Here is a 20,511-nt window from a genome sequence, read left to right on the forward strand (position 1 = left end):
TATCTTTTAGATAGCCATTTTTTTAATACATTCTATAACCCATATTTGTTAATTTTTCTCTCACTTTTTCTTGATGCTGTTTATCAAAACACTCTAATACAAAAGTTGCTTCTTGAGAAGTTATCCCTAAATTTTGACTGTACATAGTCTGGTTTATGCTTAAAATATTTGCATTCATTTCACAAATAGTAGCTACTACTTTTGCCATCTCTCCAACTTTATCCGAAAGCTCTATTGAAAATGCAAATCTTCTTCCTTCAAGCATAAGAGCCTTATTTAAAACTCTTTCAACAAGGTTTATATCAATATTACCACCTGATATTACAGCACAAACTTTTTTATTTTCAACTTTTATTTTTCCAGCTAAAATTGCTGCAACCGTTGTAGCTCCTGCTCCTTCAGCCACAACCTTACTTTTTTCCATAAGGAATAGTATTGCTTTTGCTATTTCATCTTCTGTTACAGTTACAATTTCATCAACACATTCTTGAACTATTTTAAATGGTTCGCATCCTGCTTTTCTTACTGCTATTCCATCTGCAATTGTTGGTTTTGTTGAAATTTCACAGATTCCTTTCATAGCAACAGCTTCTGCCATTGAAGCTGCATGAGCTGCCTCAATTCCAATCACTTTAGCTTCTGGTCTTAATGATTTTATAGCTTTTGCTATACCACCAATAATTCCTCCTCCTCCGATAGGAACTAAAACAACATCTACATCTGGGATGTCCTCTAATATTTCTAAACCTATTGTTCCCTGTCCTGCCATTACAAATTTATCATCAAAAGGGTGTAAAAAAGTGGCTCCAGTTTCTTTTTGAATTTCACAAGCTTTTCTATAAGCATCATCATAAACTTCACCTTCTAAAATTACCTCTGCACCATACGATTTTGTAGCTGCAATTTTTGCTAATGGAGCTGTTGCTGGCATAACTATTGTAGCTTTTATTCCTTGAGCTGCCGCTCCTAAAGCTACTCCTTGAGCGTGATTTCCTGCAGAAGAAGCAATAACACCTGCTGCTCTTTCCTCTGGTGAAAGACTTGCTATTTTATTTAAAGCTCCTCTTAATTTAAACGAACCTGTTTTCTGAAGATTTTCTAACTTAAAATACACTGTATTTCCAGTCATCTCTTTAAGAGTTGGACACTCTACTACAGGTGTTCTCTTTAATGAATCCTTTATAGTTTCATTAGCTTTTAATATATCTTCTAAGGTAAAATTACAATCCACGGTTTAACCCCTCCAAATTTCATTATTATATAACTTTTTACAACTTTATTATATATTTTTAGAACATTTTTTTCAAGAATTTTTTAATTTTTTTGATTTCTTGTAATTTTATATATTGTAAATAACAATACACCAGCACTCATAAATTGAATTGGAGATAATAATCTTCCATTAAAGATATAATCAAATACTATTGAAGAAACAGGAAAACATAGTTCACACATAGTTGCAATATTTGCTTTTATATATCTAAGTCCTATATAATAAAGAAGTACCGCTCCACTTCCTGTTGTTAAACCTATAATAACAAAAATCATCCATTGATGAGGAGTTGTTTTTAAAAACCATCCTAAATTTCCATTAGCTATAACTATTAATCCAGTTATAATTGATGTAAATAAATATCTTGTATATAAGGCCGTTCTAAAAGTGGAATGTGCCAGTATTTTTTTACCAAATACTGTAGAACTACCAAAAGAAAATGCCGCTAAAACAGCATAAATACTTGCTAATCCTATGTTATCTCCAACTTCAAAATGAGGTAAAGAAAACTGAAACGTTAATAAATACCCACTCATCAGTGCAGCTATCGTCCAAAATACAAAGTTTTTCCCCACTCTTTCTCCTAACAAAATTCTAGCAAGAAATATTGCAAAAACTGGTTGTAACTTTTGTAAAAGAGTTACTACTGTTAGATGATTAAAGTTAACTAGAAATAAAGCTTTTACTATAGATAACGTTCCTAGAGTTCCTCCAAATAAAGCTATTAAAAAATAAAAAAATAGATCCTCTTTACTTAATTTTTTTATATTCATAATTTCAGATTTTCCAAATAAAATACTCATACCTATTAGAGGTAATAGATGTAGCACAAACACAACATACGCTACATTTAATTGATACAATCTAGGAGTCAAGACTATTCCGTCAAATCCCCACATTGTTGCAGCTAAACAAATTAATCCTGCTCCTAAATATTGCTTTTTTATATTAAACACTTTTCCTCCTAGAAAAATAAAGTCGTCTGATTTGTTTCACTTAAAGACTCTATACAGTTAAATTCCTTTAATTTATCTACAGTTGTTTGAGAAGCTTTTGTTCTTCTTTTAAGATCTTCATAAGATATGAACCTTCCTAGCTCTCTTTCTCTAACTATATTTTCCACTACTGATGCTCCTAGTCCATTTAATCCCATTAGTGGAACTCTTATCTTTCCATCTTCTATTATGAATTTAGAACCGTGAGATTTATAAACATCTAAATTTAAAAATTGAAATCCTCTTGCATGCATCTCTACTATTATTTCACATACTGCTAGTTGAGCTTTTTTCTTAACATCAAGCTTTGGTTCCCTATTCAATTCTTGAATTTTTTCTTTAACTTTTACCAAATCATTCATTAATTCAAAATCAAAATCCTCAACTTTTCTGCTCAAATATGCTGCATAGAAAGCTAAAGGATAGTGAACCTTAAAGTAAGCTATTCTCATAGCCATCATTACGTATGCTACCGCATGTCCTTTAGGGAACATATATTTTATTCTTCTACATGACTCTATATACCACTCTGGAACGCCATGGCTTTTCATCAAATCAGAGTACTCTTTCCATTGAGCAACATTTTTGCTCGGTTGTCCTTTTCTTACAAACTCCATAATTTTAAAAGCTGTTCCTTTTTCAATACCTTGATCTATTAAGAAGTTCATAATGTCATCTCTAACAGATATTACTTGTGACAGTGTTGCTTTTCCCTCTCTTACAAACTCTTGGGCATTATTTAGCCATACATCTGTTCCATGTGATAACCCCGATATTCTAACTAATTCTGCAAAAGTTGTGGGCATTGTATCAACTAGCATTTGTCTAACAAAGCCTGTTCCAAATTCTGGAACTCCATACGTTCCTACAACCGAACCTATCTCTTCTTGAGTAACACCCAATGCCTCTGTTCCTGAAAATATCTTCAATGTCTCAGAATCACCTAAAGGTATATCATAAACATTTACTCCTGTATACTCTTGTAACATCTTTATTGTTGTAGGATCATCATGCCCTAGTATGTCTAATTTTACTAATTGTTCATCCATTACGTGATAATCATAATGAGTTGTTGTTGAATCACTACTCTGATCATTTGCAGGTCTTTGAACTGGACAAAACTCATATATTGAGTTACCTTGAGGAACTACAATCATTCCCCCTGGATGCTGTCCTGTTGTTTTTTTAGCTCCTTCACATTTTTGAGCCATTCTCATAACTTCAGCTCTTCCTGAAAATATACTATGATCTTCAAAGAACTTTCTTACGTAACCTTCAGCATTTTTTTCTGCTAAAGTAGAGATTGTCCCAGCTTTAAATACATTTGATTTTCCAAATAAATCTTCACAATATCTGTGAATTTCCGATTGATACTCTCCTGAGAAGTTTAAATCTATATCTGGAACCTTATCTCCATTAAATCCCATAAATACTTCAAACGGGATTGAATGTCCATCTTTTTTCATCTGTATACCACATTTTGGACAAACTTTATCTGGTAAGTCAACCCCAGCTCCTTCTCTTTCAATAAATTCTGAGTGCTTGCACTCTGGATTAGTACATAAATAATGTGGATAAAGAGCATTAACCTCTGTTATTCCCATCATGTAAGCTACAATCGATGAACCTACTGATCCTCTTGATCCAACTAAATATCCATTATCTAAAGATTTTTTAACTAGTTTTTGAGCTGATAAATACAGTACAGAGAATCCATTTCCTATAATTGCTTTTAACTCTCTTTCTATTCTTGCCTCAACATTTTCAGGTAAAGGATTTCCATATAGTTCATAAGCTTTTGTGTAAGTCATTTCTCTAACTATGTTTTCTGCATTATCTATTTTTGGAGGATAAAATCCACTTGGAATAGGCTGAACTTTTTCAATCATCTCATTTAATTGATTTGTTGCCTCAACAACAATCTCTTTAGATACATCTTCTCCTAAATAATTAAACTCTTCTAACAATTCGTCAGTAGTTCTAAAATAAAAGCTATTGTCTACTCTATATTGATTTTCTCTGAATACACTTCCACTTCCATAAAGAAGTATTGATCTTATTTTATGATCCTCTTTTTCTAAATAATGTACATTTGACGATCCAGTAATTAACTTTCCTCTCTCTTTTCCTAAATCATAAAGATATCTATTCATCTTTTCAACATCTTTAAAAGAAGATATAGCTCCAGTTTCATCACTATCTAAAAATTCTGAAAACCCAATCCTAGGTTGAAGCTCAATATAATCATAAAAATCAATCAATCTTTCAACTTTTGATAAATCATTTCTAAAGTATGCTTCTGACAACTCTCCACTATTTGAAAAATGAATTGAAGTTGGAGCTCCAATGATCAATCCTTCTCTATTTTCATTTAAAATAGTTTTCAAAATTCTTGGCTTTTTGTTTCCAAAATAGTCAATGTGTGCTTGAGATACTAATTTGTATAGATTTTTTAATCCTACTAAATCTTTAACCAAAACCATTACGTTTCGTATATCCTGTTTTCTATAATTTAAAGGAAACGCTCCTGTCATATCTAACTGATTTGTAACTCCATTTTCTAAATACTTTTCTAAGAATATAGCAAACATAGCTGCTGTAGCTTGAGAGTCATCAACAGCTCTATGGTGATTTTCTAAAGCTACTTTTAGAAATTTTGTCATAGGTTTTAATCCATATCCTTTTTGATTAGGATATAAATCTCTAGCCATTTGTAACGTATCTATTACAGCTGGATTATAATCTATTTCTAAATATTTTTTTATATCTCTTTTTAAAAATCCCATATCGAAGGGTGCATTGTGAGCTACTAAAGTAGCATCTCCTATAAACTGTATAAAATCTGGTAATATTTTATCTATAGTTGGCATATTCTCAACTAACGCATCATCAATTCCTGTAATTTCCTGGATTTTTTTTGGTATTTTTTTTCCTGGATTAATTAATTGTGAATATCTATCCACTATTCTTCTTCCCTGTAACTTTACAGCTCCAATCTCTATAATCTCATTTTTATGAGAATTTAAACCTAAAGTTTCCAAGTCAAATACAACATATGTTTCTTCGTCTATTAAAACATCTTTAGCATTTTGAACCATTGGCTGCGTGTCATCTACCATATACATTTCACATCCAAAGATTATCTTTAGATCTTTTCCCTTAGCTGCTTTATATGCAAATGGAAAAGCATGAACAACACCATAATCTGTTATTGCTACAGCTTTATGACCATATTCTAAAGCTCTTCCTACTATCCCCTTTACATCTTCTACTCCACACATTTCACTCATTTTTGTATGAGTATGAAGCTCAATCATTTTTTTATCAGCTGAATCTATTTTTTTAGATTTTACTTTATCTAACTTATTTAATATATTCACTAAAATTATCTCTTCGTTGTTTTCAAAGCTATCAATTTGCTTTTTACCACTAATTTTTACAAAATCTCCAACTTTAACATCAAAATCTTCTGGACTATTTAAAAATATTTTAGCAGTTATTGAGTCCTCACCATCTGTTATTCTTAAAACTTGAAGAATTTTTCCAGTTCTTAACTCTCTTCCTTCTGTAGCAAAAAGTTCTCCCTCCACTACTGCTATCTCATTTTCTATTAACTCTTTGAACTCTGATATTGGCATACTTGGACTCTTTATGTCTTTCTTTTTGCTAAAGCCACCTCTCCCCATAGGTACAGCTGATTTAATTTCAACTGGTGGAGTTGCTACTTTTTCTGTTGGTACTTTTTCAGAAACTTTAGAATTTAAAGTTATTATTTTATTTTCTATTTCAGTTTCTATAGATTTTATTTCACTATTAAAATCTCCCGATATGAAATTTACTCTAAATCCTCTAATTCCATAGTTTTCTAAAAGAGTCTGTATTTTTATATCTAAATTTGAACTATACAATGTTTCTACTGCCATCTCGTTTTTCAGTTCAATATCAATTACTTCATTTTTTATAGATATTCTATATAGATATAGAAATGATTTTGAAATTGCATTAGTTCTCTTTAATTTTTCAATAACTCTTTCAATAATTTCTAAAAAGTTTTCTTTTGTAATCTCTTTCGTTAAATAATCTATTTTAAAATTAATATCCAACTCATTTCCAAACTTCTTTTTTAAATTTTCATAAGCCTTATCTAATCCTTTTAAATCTTGAGGTGTAGAAACTACACAAATGAGATCCATTTTTTTATTTCTTTCACTAAAAACAATCTCTGTTATCTCTATATTTTCAATCCCCATGTCTTTAAAAATATTTCTTTGAGGTCTTATTCTAATTTCTCTTCTCAATTAATTTTCTCCTAATAATCTATCTAAAATTATTGAAACTGCCGATCTAACAGATAAGTGATTATATTCTGCATTTCCTCTAATTGGTTCTAATATATAATCTGACATATTCATTACTTCATCTATTAATCCCCAACCTGTTCCAAATAATATTAAATATGGCTGATCATCATTAATCATTTTTTCAGATAAATTTTTATAGCTTATTGAGTTTGGAAATATTTTTGCCGATGTTGTTATTATTAGAGGCTTTTTTCCCTCTCTCTCTTCTATTTCAGAAATACTTTTTTCTATTGATTCGTAAACTCTTGTTCTACCAAAAGCTTCCTCTCTATCTCTGTTATACCCCGCTCCAAATCCTTCTTGCCAATATCCAATAATTCTTTCTGTAAGTTTTTTTTGTGCATCTACTGATACTATGATATGGTATTGATTTACATCATATGTTCTACACGTTCTTGAAATATCATGTATATCAAAGTTCGTTACTGACGTACAAACTACATCTCCTCTTTTATTGTAAACTGGTGAGTGAACTAGTCCTAAATATATTGCTTTTCTCATTAATCTTACCTACCCTATTCTCTCTAATTTTTTGTACATTTCTATTTTTTCTAAATATACTTTATTAGCATATTTTAAATAATCTATATTTTTATCAGAAAGTTTTTTTACTACTTTTGCAGGAGATCCTATTATCAAATCTCCCTCTTGTGCTTCTAACTTATCAGTGACTAAACTTCCTGCTCCTACGATACAGTTTTTAGGAATTTTAGCTCCATTTAATAAAATTGATCCCATTCCTACTATGACATTATCTCCAACTTCACATCCATGTATAATACAGTTATGTCCTATTGTTACATTTTCTCCTATTATTACAGGATATGGTGTATCTCCATGAACTGTTGTATTATCTTGGATGTTTGAATTATTTCCAACTGTTATTTTACTCATATCAGCTCTTAAAACTGCAGAAAACCAGATACTTACATTATCTCCAGTTTCTACATCTCCAATTATAGTCGCATTATCAATAATAAGGTTATTCTTTCCAATTTTTGGAACTAACTCTCCTAATTTATATATCATATCTCTTGCTCCTCTTTTATCTCTTTTAAAAGTTTTTTTTCTAGTTTACTAAACTCTCTACCTTTTAAAAGCTCTGGTCGTCTTTTTAAAGTTCTTTCTAAACTCTGCTTTAATCTCCACTCATCTATATTTTTATGATGACCTGACATCAAAACTTCTGGAACTTTTAATCCTTCAAATTCAGCTGGTCTTGTATAATGAGGATAATCTAATAATCCATTATAAAAAGAGTCATTTTCATAAGACTCTTTTTTTATAACTCCAGGAATAAGACGAATTATTGCATCTGATATTACCATAGCTGGTAACTCTCCACCTGTTAAAACAAAGTCACCTAAAGATATCTCTAAATCTACTTTACTATCTATTACTCTCTCATCTATTCCTTCATAGTGACCCGCTATTATAGTTATCTCTTTTTCAGTAGATAACTCACATGCTAATACTTGATTTAATTTTACACCTTGAGGAGAGGTATAAATAACTTTTCCTTTATTCCCCTCTAGAGCTCTCAGTAATGGTTCTGGTTTCATAACCATTCCAGCTCCACCTCCAAAAGGTATATCATCACACTGCTTATGTTTTCCTTCAGCAAAATCCCTTATATTAACTATGTTAATTTCTACTTGTTCTCTTTCCACAGCTCTTTTTACAATACTGTGTTCTTTAAAAGAATTAAAAAACTCTGGAAATAGTGTTAATATATTTATTTTCACAACGTTCTCCTTAATCTTTCTTTCTTTCTCTCATTCCTTCAATTAAAGAAACTAATATCTCTCTTTTATTGAAATCTATATTCTTTACAAAAACCTCTACATCTGGAATCATTGTTTCAAACTCTTCATCCTCTATAACATAGATGTCATGAGCTGCAGTTTCATATATATCTACAACTTCACCTATACTTTCGCCATCTTCTGTTATAACCTTCATTCCCATTACATCATTAGCTAAAAACTCATCCTCTTCAATTCCTAAAAGATCTCTTCTTACTTTTATAACTCCATTTTGAATTAAACCAGCATCTGTCTTATTTGTTAACTCTTCAAATTCTACAATCCATTTTTTATCTATCATGCTCGATACTTTTTTTATAGTTAAAATTTTTACCTCTCCTGATGGTAGCTCAATCATAACTTTATTCCCATTTAAAATCTCTAAATCATCTATATTTGAAGTAACTTTTATTGCTCCCTTTAAGTGATGAGTTCCTGAAACTCTTCCAACTGATAATAACTCCATTGACATTCTCCTTTAATTCTTTTAAATTTTAGTCTACAAATTCAACATTTACATTTAATCTATCTTTAACTCCAGCCGCTTGCATAACTCCTCTTATTGAATTTGCTGTTAAACCATTTTTCCCAATAACTCTTCCCATTTCACCTTGAGCAACACTTACTTTAAAAGTTACAGTATCGTCTATTAAATCATAACTTATTCTAATTCCCTCTTTTGTTTCTACTAATTCCCCTATAATATAATTAATTAATAACTCTAATTTTTCCATAAATTTATCCTCCTAATTTTTATTTTATAACTCTCCAGACCAAGGTCCTTCCCAAATTATTTCAGCTTTTACCCATTTTCTATTTAAGTCTTCAACAATCATTCTAACATCCTCTTTAAAATCAGTTGTAGAAACTATTGTTAAATCACCCTCGTCGGCATTTTTTGTCCTTACAATTCCAACGCCCTCATATGCTTCCATTATTTTATTAATAAAATCTATATCTTCACGTTTTGTTTTTATTTTAAATTCATAACTGTCCATTTTTTACTCCTTATTTAAGCTAAAAGGAGGCTTTCAAAAATTAGGAAACTCCCTCTTTTATCCATGCCTCACTTATTAAAAGTTTTATTCTTCAAATATCTCAGCTAAATCTATAAACTGTTCAATTGTTAAATTTTCAGCTCTTTCTGTTTCTGATATTCCTAATTTTTCTAATTTTTCTCTTATAAAATCTTTAGAATACCCTAAAGTCGTTAGATTATTTATGATATTTTTTCTTTTGTTTGAAAAAGCTGCTTTTACGTATTTAAAAAATAGACTCTCTGAAATTCGATCCTCATATCTTCTATCATTGTAAAACTTTATTGACATAAAAGCTGAGTCCACCTTTGGTGGTGGTGTAAAAAATGCTTTTGGTATTGTGAATAAATACTCTGCTTCTCCATAATACTCTACAGCTAATGTCAAGACGCTTCTCTCTTTTCCAGATTTTGAGCATACTCTTTCTGCAACTTCCTTTTGAACCATTATAAACATTTCACTTATTATATCTCTATTTTCAATGATTTTATTTATAATTGGTGATGTTATGTAGTAAGGAATATTAGCAACTACTCTTCCTTTACTCAATACATTTTTTAAATCTACTTTTAAAACATCCTGCATTATTAAATTAAATTTAGGATTTGATGCGTATTTTTTTGTAAGTATCTTTTCTAAATCAGTATCAATTTCAATACATGTTACATTTTTTGCTTTTTCTAATAATAAAGCTGTCAATGCACCTTCTCCTGGTCCAATTTCAACTATATGCTCATCTTCTTTAACATCTGAAACTTCCATAATTTTATTCAAAACATCATTTTGATCTGTTAAGAAGTTTTGCCCAAATTTTTTCTTATGTTTAAAGGACATCTTTCCTCCTTTTACTTTTTTACTTTCTAACTACTTTTCCAATATAAGGAAGGTTTCTATATAGCTCATCATAATCTAAACCATATCCAACTACAAACTCATCTGGAATTTCAAATCCAATATACTCTCCAACCATCTCTACTTTTCTTCTACTTGGTTTGTCCAATAAAGAACACACTTTTAAAGAGTTTGGTTGTTTTGACATTAAGAATTTTTTAACTGATTCTAAAGTTAAACCTGTATCGATTATATCCTCTATAATTAAAACATCTTTTCCTGTTAAATCTTCATCAACATCTTTTAAAATCTTTACTACACCTGTACTATCAGTTCCTCCATGGTAACTAGAGACTTTCATGAAATCCATAGCTAAATCTAACTCTACATTCTTTAGTAAATCTGCCATGAACATGATTGATCCCTTAAGTAGACCTACACAAATAAGATCTTTTCCTTCATAATCTTTTTCAATCTTCTTTGCAACCTCTCTTATTCTAGCTTGTAAATCACCCTCAGAAATCATTTTCTCTATCGTGTAATCCATTTTACCCTCCTAATTTTCAAATAATAGTTTACAAAATATTCTATCATTTAAGCTACTATTTATCAAGTAATTATTGATATTTTAGTGCCACTATGATATTATTTTATAAGTATTTAGAGTATTTTATTATTTAATTTCATAGCACCACTTTAGGAGGAAAAATGAAAAAATATTTAGCATATTTGCTATCATGTATACTTATTGTTTTTATCTGTTTTTTTAGTTTTAGTATATTCTTAAAAACATATTTTAACAAAAGTTTTTATTCTTTACCAAATCTTGTTGGAATGAATTTAAAACAGATAGAAAACATACCATCTATTGATAAAGTAAATGTAATCGTTGCAGGAAATGATTTTTCTGATTTACCCATTGGAACTATCTTCAAACAAAATCCAGCTCCTGAAAAAGTTGTAAAAGAAGGAAGAACTGTTAGAGTCTGGCTAAGCAAAGGTAAAGATGACTATACTATGCCTGATTTTACAAATAAAAACCTTATCGAAGTTTCAGCTAAACTCCAAGAAGAAGGAGTTAAAATAAAAAAAGTTTCTTATACATCTTCAAACTTACCATACAACACTGTTTTAGCCACAACTCCATCTTTTGGTCAAAATACTCAAAAGAATAAAGGGGTATCTCTTTTATTAAGTAATTCTAACTCTGTAGCTTCTGTTGAGGTTCCTGATACAATAGGATTTACATATGAAGAGGCTACTAACGAATTAATTTCAAAAGGTCTTATTGTTGGTGTTGTTACAGAAAAAGTAATTCCTAATTTAGAAAAAGGAATTATCGTTGAAACTACTCATATTGGTGATACTGTTCCTGCTGGAACTATCATTGATATTGTTGTTAGTTATTAATTTAAGGAGAGTGAATTATTATCGAAGGAATTGTTATCAATAAAATTCAAGGATTTTATAATATTGAAAGTGAAGGAAAAGAATATCTTTGTAAATTAAGAGGAATTTTAAAAAGATCAGACAAAAGAGAAAACTGTACAGTTGGTGATTACGTTGTTTTTGATGCAGATGGTTTCATAACTCAAGTTAAACCTAGAAAAAATCTTTTAAGAAGACCTTTAGTTGCAAATATTGATTATGGTGTTATTCAATTTGCTGCTAAAGATCCTGCTATTGACTATGAAAGAATAAATATTTTAATATTAAACAGTTTATATAATAAAATCAGTCCTGTACTGATAATCAATAAAATAGATCTTTTATCACATGAGGAATTAGAAGAAATTAAATCTAATTTAAAATACCTATCTAAGATAGATATTCCAGTTTTTTATATATCAACTTACAAAAATCTTGGTATGAATGAACTAAAAGAATTTTTAAAAGATAATGTTACTGCTTTTGGGGGGCCTTCTGGAGTTGGTAAATCAAGTATTTTAAATCTATTACAAGATTCAAAAGAACTAAAAACAGGAGAAACAAGCAAAAGATTAAGAGCTGGAAAACATACAACTAGAGATAGCAAACTACTTGTTCTTCCCAGTGGAGGATTTGTTATAGATACTCCAGGGTTTTCATCAGTTGATCTACCACCTACTAGTGATGCTCAAGATTTAATAGCACTTTTCCCTGAATTTCAAAAATTTGGAGATGGGTGTAAATTTAATAATTGCGTTCATGTGAATGAGCCTCAATGTGGAATAAAATCTGCTGTTGATTCAGGAAAAATTACAAAAGAAAGATATGAGTTTTACAAACGTTGTTATAATAAATCTAAAAATGAAATTTGGAATAAATATTAGAGCAAATATTATTACTTAAACTATTACACAAAGGAGTGAAATTTTAAATGATAAAAAAAGATATCAAAATAGCACCATCAATTCTTTCAGCAGATTTTAGTCAGCTAGGTAATGAAGTTATCGCAATTGACAAAGCTGGTGCTGACTATATACACATTGATGTTATGGATGGAATGTTTGTACCAAACATAACTTTTGGAGCACCTGTTATAAAAGCTATTAGAAATAAAACTAGTTTAGTTTTTGATGTTCATCTTATGATTGAAGCACCTGAAAGATATATTGAAGATTTTGTCAAAGCTGGTGCTGATATAATTGTTGTTCACGCTGAAGCTACAAAACATCTTCATAGAACTATTCAATTAATTAAGTCTTTTGGAGTTAAAGCTGGTGTATCTTTAAACCCTGCTACTTCTGTTGAAGCTATAAAATATGTTATTGATGATTTAGATATGGTTTTAGTTATGTCAGTTAACCCTGGATTTGGAGGACAAAAATTTATTGAAAACTCGATTCAAAAAATTCAAGAAGTTCGTACTTTAAATAATACTGTTGATATTCAAGTTGATGGTGGAATAACAAATGAAACAATTGGAAAATGTATAGACGCTGGAGCAAATATTTTTGTTGCAGGTTCTTATGTTTTCTCTGGTAATTATGAGGAGAGAATTAAATCTTTAAAGGAGAGATAATTATGAATAATATAAATAAAGTAAATGATGTCTTAGAGAATTTTTATAAACTTTTCTATGAGACAGAAGATTTAGCATTAAAAAGAGGCATTAAATGTATAACTCATACTGAGTTACACATAATTGAAGCTATTGGAAAAGAATCTCTTAGTATGAATGAACTATCTGATAGACTTGGAATTACTATGGGAACTGCTACAGTGGCGATTACAAAACTAAGAGAAAAAGGATTCATTGATAGAATTCGTTCTGATGCTGATAGAAGAAAAGTTTATGTTTCTCTATCTAAAAAAGGAATTGAAGCATTAAACTATCATAACACTTATCACAAAAATATAATTTCAACTATCACAGAAAATATTCCAGAAAAAGATTTAAATCATTTTACTGAGACTTTTGAACTGATCTTAAAAAATTTAAAAGATAAAACTGAGTTTTTTAAACCTCACTCTGTTACAGAGTTTCCTGTGGGAACTGTAGTATCTATTAATGAAGTTAAAGGAACTCCTATTGTACAAGATTATTTTGCTAATAATGGAATTGAGCATTACACAACAGTTAAAATTGTAGAATCTGAAGAAAAAGATAAGGTAGCACTTGAAAAAGAGGACGGTTCTATTTTAAAAGTTAATCTTTTAGACGCAAAAAATCTTATTGCTATAAAGGTTGAAGAATAATGTTGTACCTTGATGGTATATCTTTAAATAAAGTTAAAACTGAGTTAGAGAACTCTTTAAAAGGAAAAGGTGTTAATAAAGTAGTTCAAACCAGTTCACTTGCTGTAAGTATTAATTTTGGGAAACAGAGATTTATACTCTCTTGTTTCCCTTCTCTTTCATTATGCTACCTATCAGATACAAAAGAGGATAACTTATTAGAAGAAAATAGTTCTTTTGCTTTAAATTTAAAAAAATATATTGTTGGTTCAACATTAATATCTATTAATCAATTGGGATATGACAGAATTCTTATCTTTACTTTTTCTAAACTAAATGAACTTGGAGAAGTAAAAATTTATAACCTATATTTTGAGATGATGGGAAAGCATTCTAATCTTATTCTTACTACAAAAGAAAATAAAGTTCTAGATTCTGTAAAGCGTTTTTCTATTGAGGAGAATCCAAGTAGAGTATTGTTCCCTGGAATTGATTATTCAACACCATCTCTTGAAAAAAAACTTTCTCCCTTAAATTTAAATGAGGAGGAGTTTCTTAAAGAGAAAAATGAAAAATCACTTCTTAAAAATATTGAAGGACTTGGAAAAACTCTTGCTAATTCACTTACAACATTTGAAAATCTAAAAGATATTTTAAAAGATGAAATAGCTCCTAAAATCTTTTTTAATGAACATAATGAAATTATCTTAGCTACTGTTTTAAATATAGAACCCAAAGAGTATGCCTCTGTAGTTACGTACAGCTCATTCCAAGAGTTAATAAATTTTTATTTAAACAATCAAAATTTATCTAATACTTTTAAAATTTTAAAAGATAAACTTATATCTTGCATAAAAAAAGAGATTAAAAAATCTGAAAAAGTAATTATTTCTATAAAAAAAGATTTAGAAGAGAAAAAAAACTTTGATAGATATAGAGAGCTCGGAGATATATTAGCTGCCTCTTTATATTCTTTAAAAAAAGGTATGACTGAAGTAGAACTTTACGATTTTTATAATGATTGTATGTGTACAATTCCTCTAGATCCATTAGTAACACCACAGATAAACTTAGAAAAAATATATAAAAAATATAATAAATTAAAAAAAGGTATGGAACATAACCAAAAAAGATTAATTGAAATATCTGATAATTTAAAATATTTTTTAGGAGTTGAATCTTTTATTAATAATAGTGATTCTAAAGAAAATCTAAAATTAATCGAGGAAGAGCTTTCTAGTCAAGGATATTTAAAAGTTTCTTTTAAAGCAAAACATAAAAAAAATATTAAAAAACAAGCTATTAAAACTTTTAATTTTGGAGAAATTACCATTGATGGTATTCTAGTTCGATACGGTCGAAACAATTTAGAAAATGATGCTTTAACAACTAAATATTCTCACAGAGAGGATATGTGGTTCCACTGTAAAGATATGCCTGGAACTCATGCTGTTATAAACGCCAGTGAGTCATTGTCTGAAAAATCTATTTATGATATCGCTGTATTTTGTGGTCAACAATCAAAGTTACCTAAAGGTACTAAACTTACTGTAGACTACACACAAATCAAATATTTAAATAAGCCTAAAGGAGCTAAACCTGGGTTTGTTACTTACAAAATTTTCAAATCGATTCTTGTTACTTTATAAAATGTAATAGGAAAATTCTTTATAAGAATTTTCCTATTTTTTTATTTTTTTCTCTACTTTTTGACCTATTTTTTGTTATAATAAAAAAAACAAAATTCTATTTTCCAGGAGTGGTTTATGAAACAAAAATTATCTTTTTTATTTTTTATTCTTTATATGACTGTTTTTAGCTCTACTTCATCTCTCTATAAATCATTGGAATTAAAAGATAAAATGAATTATATTGTATTTAAAAATGCTGTAAAAGGAGCTTCTAAAATTAAAGGAAAAAACTTCCAGTTTTTAACAGTTATTGATTTTACTAAACCATCTACTGAACCAAGATTCTCAGTTATTGATTTAAAAGAAAAAAAATTACTTTACTACACTTATGTTTCTCATGGGAAAAACAGTGGAAAAGTTCTTGCTACAAAATTCTCTAATGCACCTAACTCTTTCCAAAGTTCTCTTGGATTTTTTATTACTGATACAAAGCCATATTTTGGAAATTATGGTTATTCTTTAAGATTAAAAGGGCTAGAGAATCGTTTTAACTCTAATGCTTATGATAGAGCAATTGTCATACACGGTGCTGATTATGCATCTAAAAAATATATTGATCAAATGGGGTTTTTGGGAAGAACTCTTGGATGCCCTGCTATTCCAACCGAACTATCCAAAGAAGTTATTGATCTTTTATCCAATAACTCAATAATTTTTATAGCTGGTGACGATACTAAATATTTAAAAGAAAGTACATTTATAAATTAAAAGGAGAGAATATTACATTCTCTCCTTTTAATATTGATCAATTGTTTTTAACCAGCTTTCTTCATTATTTAAAAATTTTTCTACTTCTAGTTCTCCACTCTTATTCATCTTAAAGTTTATAACTCCCTCAATTTCTTTTTCATTTGCCAGAATAGAAAATTTATGAGTTACCCCTTTTAAATCAAATACTGCTTTTTTATTCTTCCCTATTTTTTTATCTTTTTGTCCAGAAATTTTTATCACTATATTTGTACTCATATCTTTATTTTTATAGTTATTATTTACAATTAGAGTGTGCTCTTGACCTGTTGAATATAAAATCCAGCCAATTAAACATATAGTAGTCAAAAATATCGATATACTTAACTTTTTTCTCATATAGTTTCCCCCTTACTATCAGAGATTTCATTTGCTCTTTCTGCCCGTTTCTCTCGTTCTCTTCTCCATTCGTGCATCACTAAAACTAAAGCTATTATTCCATACGATACAAATACTCTAAAATACTCTCCTATTTGAGCTGATCCCATCAGTTCCTTTCCTGCCACAGGGGAAATAATAAACATCATATGAAATAAAATAATTCCTGTTATTGCATTTGGAATACTTGCTTTAACAGCTGATGCTCCTCCAATTAATAAAGCAGCAATAGAAAACATCCCTATTTGTTCATGACTATTGTAAGTATTCATAGTTCCTATATTTTGTAAATATATAATTTGACCAAATCCTGCAAGCACTGTTGATATTACAATAGCTAAAACTCTTGTTCTATCTACATCTATTCCTGCTGCTCTAGCTATTTCAATATTTTGTCCCACTGCTCTCATATCTTGTCCTAACTTAGTTTTTCTAAACCAAACTATAAATACACATAGGAGTCCTACTAACAAAAATGTTGCTGCAGGTATTTTTTGTCCTAAAATATCTATCTCCAACAGGTTATCTAATCCTCTTCTAATACCTTGCAAATCTATTGCATTTCTTATTCCACTTCCTCTTGAAAGTATCAATTTTGGATTTGATATTTTTATTATGCTTCCCATTCCATACAAAACAACTAATTGATAAATTCCATTCATAAATAATCCTAAAATCATAGAAGTTATCATCTCTTTTCCTTTAGATTTATTTAATATATTTCCACTAAAGTATCCCAGTGCCATTGCTATGGGAGTTGATAAAATCATAGCTAAAAATACTCCTTGATATCCTATTATTCTATATTCTGTTATAAAAATAAGAGCTATTTGTCCCGCCATTGCTCCTAAAACGATACCAAAGTTTAAACCCATTCCAGCTATTATTGGAATTAATAACGATAGAACTAAAAATAAATTTCTATCCAATCTTAATATCATCTCTTGAATTAAGTATTGAGGAGTTAATTTAGATATTGGAATTATTGAAGAAATGAAGATTAAAATAAAAATTGGAACTATATTTTTTTGTAAAAAACTTTTTATTTTTTCCATTATCTTTCCCCTCCTTTTCTAGTTAATGCATAGATTATCATTCCATTTGATATTATAACTCTGATAGTTTCTGACATATCTGTTTTTATCAATCCACTTATTACTATTGGAGTCATTGTTATAACTCCTTGAAACAAAACAGTTCCAACAATAACATTGAATATAGAAGCTTTTCTCACTGAAGCTCCCCCAATTAAAATTGCTGCTATAGCAGGAAATGCCATATAAAAAGGTGCTAAATACAGTTGTATAAATCCAAAACTTTGTTGGTAAACAATTATTCCAATACCCGCTATCATAGTTGACATTATAACTGAATTTATTCTTGCTTTGTTAATATCAACACCTATTGATCTAGCAAATTTTTCATTAGCTCCAACAGCTTTCATGGCTAATCCATTTCTACTTTTAAAATATTCTTTTATTAAAAATGCTAATAATAAAAAGAATACTATCTCTCCGATATAACTAAAGTTTCCTGATAATGAAAATATTCTACCTAAAATTTTATCCCAATATCCTTCAACACTTATTGTTGTTCTTAATCCCTCTCCACCATATGCCCAAATCATATCAGGCTTTTTAAAAGGTAATACAAGCCACATAATACACATAAATGCAACTGATGAAAATCCAACATACGTTGCTATCATCATCTCTCCACCTTTAACTCTATTTAATATAGAGCCATATCCATAACCAAATAATATTGATATTGGTAGTGATATCAATATTGCACATAAAAATCCAATTACTCCAGTTAATCCTAGCTCTATACTTAAAACTGCTCCAAGTAATCCCGCTTCTACACCTAAAGGCATACCAAAGTTTAATCCTGTTCCTCCTTGAATCATTGGAATAAGAGACAATACTAATATTATATTCATTCCTACCCTAATCAAAGTATCTTGAAATGCTACTTTTAAATTAACTCCCACAAAAGGTGCCAATGTATATAGAGAGAGTAAAAACAAGGCTATTATTATTCTTGGTAATCCTATCTCTTTTATTTTTTTAACTATATTCTCATTCATTTTTCTCCCCCTTAACTCCTGTCATTAATTTTCCAAATTCTAACAGGTCATCCTCTGGAGATAGAATACCTGCAATTTCCCCCTCCGTTACAATTGCGATTCTATCACAAACTGATCTTAACTCCTCTAATTCTGACGAAGTTAAAATTATTGTCATTCCACTATTTTTATTATATTCCTTCAATGTTTCAAGAACAATTTTTTTTGCTCCAATATCGATTCCTCTTGTAGGTTCAGATATAAAAAGTATATCTGGGTTTATTGTAAATGCTTTTGCTAAACATACCTTTTGTTGATTTCCACCACTTAGTTCTCCTACTCTTTGGCTTCCTCCCATACATTTAATCTCCAATTTTTCTATATAGTGCTGACTGTTTTTATCTATTTCCTTTTCATCTATACTTTTTAATAATCTAAAATATTTTTCTTTTAAAAATTTATTTTTTATATATATTGATGGATAAGCTATATTCATACTTATCTTTTCATCAAGTATAAGTCCTACTTCTTTTCTATCTTCAGATACAAAATACATCCCCTTCTCCAAAGGTATTTTAGGATTATTTAAGATTATTTTTTCATTTTTATATATAACCTCTCCCCCTGCTGGATAAAGTCCCATTATTCCATTAGCTATTCCTACCTTCCCTTGACCAGCCATTCCTCCTAATCCTATTATTTCACCTTTTCGAACTTTTAAATTTATATTTTTAGCTTTTTCTCCAGGCATATCTACCCATAACTTTTTCATTTCTAAAATAATTTCTGGGTTACTCTCTTTTTTCTCTTCTTTTTTAGTTTTTTCTCCTATCTCTCTACCTATCATCAGTTTTGTAATTTCATCTACATTAGTTTCTGATGTTTCTAATTCACTCATCATAACACCATCTCTTAAAACTATAATTCTATCGGAAACATCAATAATTTCATTTAATCTATGAGTTATAAATATAATTGCTATCCCTTCACTAGCCAATCTTTTCATTGTTTTTAATAAAATTTCAGCTTCTTTTTCTGTTAAAACTGCTGTTGGCTCGTCTAAAACTAATAGTTTTACATTTTCTCTTTCTATCTCTCTTGCAATCTCTATAAACTGCATATGTGCTACAGGCATCTCATCAACTTTAATATCCACATTCAAATCGACTCCCAAATGTGATATTGCAACCTTTGCTCGTTCTCTATCTTTATCAAAATCTATTTTACTAATTCTCTCTCCAAATATCTCTTTCACAAAAGATTTCTTTAAACTTTCTCTATTTAAAACTATATTCTCTGAAGCCTTAAATCCTGGAATTAAAGAAAATTCTTGATGAACCATTCCTATTCCCGCATTTAAAGCATCAAAAGAACTTTTAAAATGTACTTTTTCTCCTTGAAAAATCATTTCTCCATTATATCCACCAGTTTCTTCTATTAAAGACATTCCAAATATTATCTTCATTAAAGTGGATTTTCCTGCACCATTTTCTCCAACAAGACCCACTATCTCTCCCTCTTTTATTGTAAAGTTTATATCTTTTAATACTGTATTTTCTCCAAAACTTTTAGACACTTCTGACATTCTTAAAAGTTCTTTTTGCATTATATCACTCCCTTTTATAACTCTATTAAAAATTTTGACCACTAGTCAGGCAAGGTCTA

Annotated in this window: 21 protein-coding genes; 6 read left to right on the plus strand and 15 right to left on the minus strand. The window is 29.4% G+C overall.

Going from position 1 to position 20,511, the window contains the following annotated elements; all coding sequences use genetic code 11:
• Nucleotides 1-22 precede the first annotated feature (22 nt).
• The 11 genes from ilvA to hpt form a co-directional block, all read right to left on the minus strand.
• Entirely contained in the window at nt 23-1,231 is a 1,209-nt protein-coding gene (ilvA, locus tag ACRC8M_RS08265) for a threonine ammonia-lyase (protein WP_438528701.1), read from the minus strand.
• 83 nt (nt 1,232-1,314) lie between these two features.
• Nucleotides 1,315-2,220: a DMT family transporter gene (locus ACRC8M_RS08270; protein ID WP_438528729.1), complete on the minus strand. Its 906-nt coding sequence runs from the start codon at nt 2,218-2,220 to the stop codon at nt 1,315-1,317.
• 17 nt (nt 2,221-2,237) lie between these two features.
• On the minus strand, nt 2,238-6,518 hold the full coding sequence (locus ACRC8M_RS08275) for a PolC-type DNA polymerase III (RefSeq protein ID WP_438528730.1): 4,281 nt from the start codon (nt 6,516-6,518) through the stop codon (nt 2,238-2,240).
• Between the two features lie 48 nt (nt 6,519-6,566).
• Nucleotides 6,567-7,130, minus strand: a complete 564-nt coding sequence (locus ACRC8M_RS08280) for an RNA methyltransferase (protein ID WP_438528702.1) — start codon at nt 7,128-7,130, stop codon at nt 6,567-6,569.
• A 9-nt stretch (nt 7,131-7,139) separates the two neighbouring features.
• Complete coding sequence (locus tag ACRC8M_RS08285; RefSeq protein WP_438528703.1) at nt 7,140-7,658, minus strand: gamma carbonic anhydrase family protein; 519 nt, start codon at nt 7,656-7,658, stop codon at nt 7,140-7,142.
• Nucleotides 7,655-8,374, minus strand: a complete 720-nt coding sequence (gene trmD, locus ACRC8M_RS08290) for a tRNA (guanosine(37)-N1)-methyltransferase TrmD (protein ID WP_438528704.1) — start codon at nt 8,372-8,374, stop codon at nt 7,655-7,657. The genes ACRC8M_RS08285 and trmD overlap by 4 nt, the downstream gene beginning before the upstream one ends.
• A 10-nt stretch (nt 8,375-8,384) precedes the next feature.
• On the minus strand, nt 8,385-8,900 hold the full coding sequence (gene rimM, locus ACRC8M_RS08295) for a ribosome maturation factor RimM (RefSeq protein WP_438528705.1): 516 nt from the start codon (nt 8,898-8,900) through the stop codon (nt 8,385-8,387).
• 28 nt (nt 8,901-8,928) lie between these two features.
• Nucleotides 8,929-9,168: a KH domain-containing protein gene (locus tag ACRC8M_RS08300; protein ID WP_438528706.1), complete on the minus strand. Its 240-nt coding sequence runs from the start codon at nt 9,166-9,168 to the stop codon at nt 8,929-8,931.
• A gap of 24 nt (nt 9,169-9,192) precedes the next feature.
• On the minus strand, nt 9,193-9,432 hold the full coding sequence (locus ACRC8M_RS08305) for a DUF4911 domain-containing protein (protein ID WP_438528707.1): 240 nt from the start codon (nt 9,430-9,432) through the stop codon (nt 9,193-9,195).
• A gap of 84 nt (nt 9,433-9,516) precedes the next feature.
• A complete protein-coding gene (gene rsmA, locus ACRC8M_RS08310; RefSeq protein WP_438528708.1) occupies nt 9,517-10,305 on the minus strand; it encodes a 16S rRNA (adenine(1518)-N(6)/adenine(1519)-N(6))-dimethyltransferase RsmA in 789 nt (262 codons plus the stop codon).
• Nucleotides 10,306-10,324: 19 nt separating this feature from the next.
• The gene (hpt, locus tag ACRC8M_RS08315) at nt 10,325-10,849 is read right to left on the minus strand and encodes a hypoxanthine phosphoribosyltransferase (RefSeq protein ID WP_438528709.1); all 525 of its coding nucleotides are present in this window, start codon (nt 10,847-10,849) and stop codon (nt 10,325-10,327) included.
• A 161-nt stretch (nt 10,850-11,010) separates the two neighbouring features.
• Between hpt and ACRC8M_RS08320 the strand changes: the two genes are divergently transcribed.
• The 6 genes from ACRC8M_RS08320 (at nt 11,011) to ACRC8M_RS08345 (ending at nt 16,361) form a co-directional block, all read left to right on the plus strand.
• The gene (locus tag ACRC8M_RS08320) at nt 11,011-11,712 is read left to right on the plus strand and encodes a PASTA domain-containing protein (protein WP_438528710.1); all 702 of its coding nucleotides are present in this window, start codon (nt 11,011-11,013) and stop codon (nt 11,710-11,712) included.
• Nucleotides 11,713-11,747: 35 nt separating this feature from the next.
• Nucleotides 11,748-12,614: a ribosome small subunit-dependent GTPase A gene (gene rsgA / locus ACRC8M_RS08325; protein WP_438528731.1), complete on the plus strand. Its 867-nt coding sequence runs from the start codon at nt 11,748-11,750 to the stop codon at nt 12,612-12,614.
• 50 nt (nt 12,615-12,664) lie between these two features.
• The gene (gene rpe, locus ACRC8M_RS08330; protein ID WP_438528732.1) at nt 12,665-13,306 is read left to right on the plus strand and encodes a ribulose-phosphate 3-epimerase; all 642 of its coding nucleotides are present in this window, start codon (nt 12,665-12,667) and stop codon (nt 13,304-13,306) included.
• Complete coding sequence (locus tag ACRC8M_RS08335; protein ID WP_438528733.1) at nt 13,306-13,983, plus strand: MarR family winged helix-turn-helix transcriptional regulator; 678 nt, start codon at nt 13,306-13,308, stop codon at nt 13,981-13,983. Before rpe ends, ACRC8M_RS08335 begins: the two co-directional genes overlap by 1 nt.
• Entirely contained in the window at nt 13,983-15,611 is a 1,629-nt protein-coding gene (locus ACRC8M_RS08340; RefSeq protein WP_438528711.1) for an Rqc2 family fibronectin-binding protein, read from the plus strand. The genes ACRC8M_RS08335 and ACRC8M_RS08340 overlap by 1 nt, the downstream gene beginning before the upstream one ends.
• Nucleotides 15,612-15,728: 117 nt before the next feature.
• Complete coding sequence (locus tag ACRC8M_RS08345; protein WP_438528712.1) at nt 15,729-16,361, plus strand: murein L,D-transpeptidase catalytic domain family protein; 633 nt, start codon at nt 15,729-15,731, stop codon at nt 16,359-16,361.
• 27 nt (nt 16,362-16,388) lie between these two features.
• On the opposite strand, the gene ACRC8M_RS08350 is transcribed toward ACRC8M_RS08345, so the two are convergent.
• The 4 genes from ACRC8M_RS08350 to ACRC8M_RS08365 are packed head-to-tail and all read right to left on the minus strand — an operon-like array spanning nt 16,389 to nt 20,452.
• Nucleotides 16,389-16,739, minus strand: coding sequence for a DUF6672 family protein (locus ACRC8M_RS08350; RefSeq protein ID WP_438528713.1), 351 nt, complete (start codon nt 16,737-16,739; stop codon nt 16,389-16,391).
• Complete coding sequence (locus tag ACRC8M_RS08355; protein ID WP_438528714.1) at nt 16,736-17,833, minus strand: ABC transporter permease; 1,098 nt, start codon at nt 17,831-17,833, stop codon at nt 16,736-16,738. Before ACRC8M_RS08355 ends, ACRC8M_RS08350 begins: the two co-directional genes overlap by 4 nt.
• Nucleotides 17,833-18,867: an ABC transporter permease subunit gene (locus ACRC8M_RS08360; RefSeq protein ID WP_438528715.1), complete on the minus strand. Its 1,035-nt coding sequence runs from the start codon at nt 18,865-18,867 to the stop codon at nt 17,833-17,835. The genes ACRC8M_RS08355 and ACRC8M_RS08360 overlap by 1 nt, the downstream gene beginning before the upstream one ends.
• Nucleotides 18,860-20,452: a sugar ABC transporter ATP-binding protein gene (locus ACRC8M_RS08365; RefSeq protein WP_438528716.1), complete on the minus strand. Its 1,593-nt coding sequence runs from the start codon at nt 20,450-20,452 to the stop codon at nt 18,860-18,862. Before ACRC8M_RS08365 ends, ACRC8M_RS08360 begins: the two co-directional genes overlap by 8 nt.
• Between the last annotated feature and the right edge of the window lie 59 nt (nt 20,453-20,511).

This window comes from Cetobacterium sp. (genome assembly GCF_051653945.1).
Lineage (GTDB): Bacteria > Fusobacteriota > Fusobacteriia > Fusobacteriales > Fusobacteriaceae > Cetobacterium_A.

What these genes read in the sequence shown, in the direction of transcription:
- ACRC8M_RS08275 (WP_438528730.1), bottom strand. Translation starts at nt 6,518, where the DNA reads ATGGGGATTGAAAATATAGAGATAACAGAGATTGTTTTTAGTGAAAGA.
- ACRC8M_RS08360 (WP_438528715.1), bottom strand. Translation starts at nt 18,867, where the DNA reads ATGAATGAGAATATAGTTAAAAAAATAAAAGAGATAGGATTACCAAGA.
- ACRC8M_RS08285 (WP_438528703.1), bottom strand. Translation starts at nt 7,658, where the DNA reads ATGATATATAAATTAGGAGAGTTAGTTCCAAAAATTGGAAAGAATAAC.
- ACRC8M_RS08280 (WP_438528702.1), bottom strand. Translation starts at nt 7,130, where the DNA reads ATGAGAAAAGCAATATATTTAGGACTAGTTCACTCACCAGTTTACAAT.
- rsmA (WP_438528708.1), bottom strand. Translation starts at nt 10,305, where the DNA reads ATGTCCTTTAAACATAAGAAAAAATTTGGGCAAAACTTCTTAACAGAT.
- ACRC8M_RS08305 (WP_438528707.1), bottom strand. Translation starts at nt 9,432, where the DNA reads ATGGACAGTTATGAATTTAAAATAAAAACAAAACGTGAAGATATAGAT.
- ACRC8M_RS08365 (WP_438528716.1), bottom strand. Translation starts at nt 20,452, where the DNA reads ATGCAAAAAGAACTTTTAAGAATGTCAGAAGTGTCTAAAAGTTTTGGA.
- ACRC8M_RS08345 (WP_438528712.1), top strand. Translation starts at nt 15,729, where the DNA reads ATGAAACAAAAATTATCTTTTTTATTTTTTATTCTTTATATGACTGTT.
- rimM (WP_438528705.1), bottom strand. Translation starts at nt 8,900, where the DNA reads ATGGAGTTATTATCAGTTGGAAGAGTTTCAGGAACTCATCACTTAAAG.
- ACRC8M_RS08300 (WP_438528706.1), bottom strand. Translation starts at nt 9,168, where the DNA reads ATGGAAAAATTAGAGTTATTAATTAATTATATTATAGGGGAATTAGTA.
- ACRC8M_RS08340 (WP_438528711.1), top strand. Translation starts at nt 13,983, where the DNA reads ATGTTGTACCTTGATGGTATATCTTTAAATAAAGTTAAAACTGAGTTA.
- ACRC8M_RS08320 (WP_438528710.1), top strand. Translation starts at nt 11,011, where the DNA reads ATGAAAAAATATTTAGCATATTTGCTATCATGTATACTTATTGTTTTT.
- ACRC8M_RS08355 (WP_438528714.1), bottom strand. Translation starts at nt 17,833, where the DNA reads ATGGAAAAAATAAAAAGTTTTTTACAAAAAAATATAGTTCCAATTTTT.
- hpt (WP_438528709.1), bottom strand. Translation starts at nt 10,849, where the DNA reads ATGGATTACACGATAGAGAAAATGATTTCTGAGGGTGATTTACAAGCT.
- ACRC8M_RS08350 (WP_438528713.1), bottom strand. Translation starts at nt 16,739, where the DNA reads ATGAGAAAAAAGTTAAGTATATCGATATTTTTGACTACTATATGTTTA.